Source organism: Eudoraea sp. (assembly GCF_049669105.1).
In the GTDB taxonomy this organism is placed as follows: Bacteria; Bacteroidota; Bacteroidia; order Flavobacteriales; family Flavobacteriaceae; genus Eudoraea.
Genome location: NZ_JBATKE010000088.1, coordinates 1 through 1,984 on the forward strand (window position 1 = coordinate 1; position 1,984 = coordinate 1,984).

2 protein-coding genes are annotated in these 1,984 nt (G+C 59.5%); both read left to right on the top strand.

All coding sequences use genetic code 11. The annotated features are described in order from the left end of the window. Positions 1-112 precede the first annotated feature (112 nt). On the top strand, positions 113-1,720 hold the full coding sequence (locus tag WBM60_RS07250) for a hypothetical protein (protein WP_424282919.1): 1,608 nt from the start codon (positions 113-115) through the stop codon (positions 1,718-1,720). Continuing rightward, positions 1,710-1,984 (top strand): hypothetical protein (locus WBM60_RS07255; RefSeq protein ID WP_424282920.1); only part of this gene is annotated, 275 nt, incomplete at its 3' end. The genes WBM60_RS07250 and WBM60_RS07255, both read left to right, overlap by 11 nt.

The following is a 1,984-nucleotide window of genomic DNA, read 5'->3' on the forward strand; positions in this document are numbered from 1 at the left end:
CAGTCAAGCATGTACATGCGGACGCTGACCAACTCTGGCGGAACTGTCTACAACGGCATCAATGGAACGGCTGTGGCTATGTGGCGGGCGCATGGTGTTTAGGAGCGTATAGATGCCAACGATCCCCATACGCGACATCGGCATGAAGGGTTGGGTCCCGGACATCGTTCCGCAGGACCTGCCCCTGGGCGCCTTGCCGCGTATGCTCAACTGCCGCTTCAGCAACAAGGCCCTGGCGACGTTGCCCAACCCGGCAGTGGATATTACCCCGACGGAGAACATCCAGTACGCGGCCCCGTATTACTACGAGGGCGCAAACCGGATGCTGTTGATTCTAGACAGTGAGTGGCGCCTGTACGAAGACGATGACACGTTCGTTGACGTCACGCCTCTGGTGTGGACGGCGAGCACGTACTGGTATCACGTCCAGCAGGGCGAGACCCTGATACTGACCAATGGCGTCGATGTGCCGTTCGTTCTGTTCAGCTACACCGGCTCTTTTGAGACCATGCCGGGGTGGCCCGCCGAGTACCGGTGCGAGGTCATCGAGAGCTACAAGAACTTCCTGGTGGCGCTACGCATCACCAAAAACGCTATCACTCAACCCAGCCTGATCAAGTGGTGCCAACCCGTGGCCCCTGGTGACACGGTCTACGATTGGGACTTTACCGATCCTGGCAACCTGGCGGGCGAGAACCCGTACCAGCAGTCCGGCCAGGGCATCCGTGGTGGTGAAGTCGTCGGCGACAGCATGTACATCTACTACGACGAGTCGTCGGTGCGGATGAACTACGTTGGCGGGCAGTTTGTCATGAGCTTTCAGGGCCTGTTCCAGGACGACGGCATGGTCAGCCCGCACGCGTCAACTCACGTTGAGGGGTCGTCGTACGTGTTCGGGTTCCGCGACATCTACGTCCACGATGGCGTGCGCAAGAACTCCCTGACCGACCGTCGGCTGAGCCGGTGGCTGATCGAGAACGTGGACTACGACTTTCCGATCTTCACCGAGTTCTACCCGGCCAGGAACGAGGTGTGCTTCCTGTTCAGGGTACAGAGTGAAGGCGCCGCTGATCACATGCTGGTCTATAACAGGTTATGGGACGCATTCACCCTGGTCGAGACCCAGGACCCTGGTGGCGCCGGCCTCTACAAGCAGATCGTCATGGGTCCGCGCCTGGTGACGGGGACGCTTCGTTACGTTGACGTCGCCGCAGATTCACCCGAGAACTACTACAGCTCCTACGATAGCGTGAGCTACTCTGACGTGTTCGCAACGGCCGTAGACAGCGTCTTCTACGCGGTGCGCCTGGTCGATGGTCAGGCAGTGGTGCGGTCAGTCAGTGGCGTGTCTGAGCTGGTGAACATGGACCCGCGCGCGTTCACTGAGATATTCCCGCGACCGTTCAGCGTCGAGCAGGCGACGCTGGACTTTGACGAGTACATTAAAAGCGTCGGCGACACTATCCTGTACGTGAACCGGCTCTACCCCCAGGTCAACTCCACCGGGGGTAAGATGACGTTCCGCATTGGCCAGCGAGCCAACCCCAACGCGGGCATTTTCTGGGGTGACCCGGTAGGGTTTGACCCCGTCGAGGACTACGCTGTGGACCTGCGTGAGACCGGGCGCTACCTGGCCGTGCAGATCGAAAGCTTACCGGGCTCGGCTGAGTTCACGCTGTCGGGCGTGGACATTGAGCTGGAGAACGTCGGTGGCCAATAGCCCGCAGATCGAGCGTTTCGTCTACGACAGGCTCCCGGAAGAGTCGGTCCCGGTCAATGAGAACTTCCGTAAGATAGCCAACGATATCGGCGCCTTGACTGAGCGCAATCTCATGGCATGGCGCGGCGCGTACGTATCCGGCGAGAGTTATCAAAAGGGTGATGTTGTTTTTGGTGATGGCTGGACGATGACGGCCAACAAAGACACATCGGAATATCCATTCCCTCAGACTGTGGCCGACAGTGCCTGGGCAGTGTTTGGCGA

Excerpts from the sequence above, each read along its gene's own strand:
- WBM60_RS07250 (WP_424282919.1), top strand. The coding sequence starts at position 113 with ATGCCAACGATCCCCATACGCGACATCGGCATGAAGGGTTGGGTCCCG.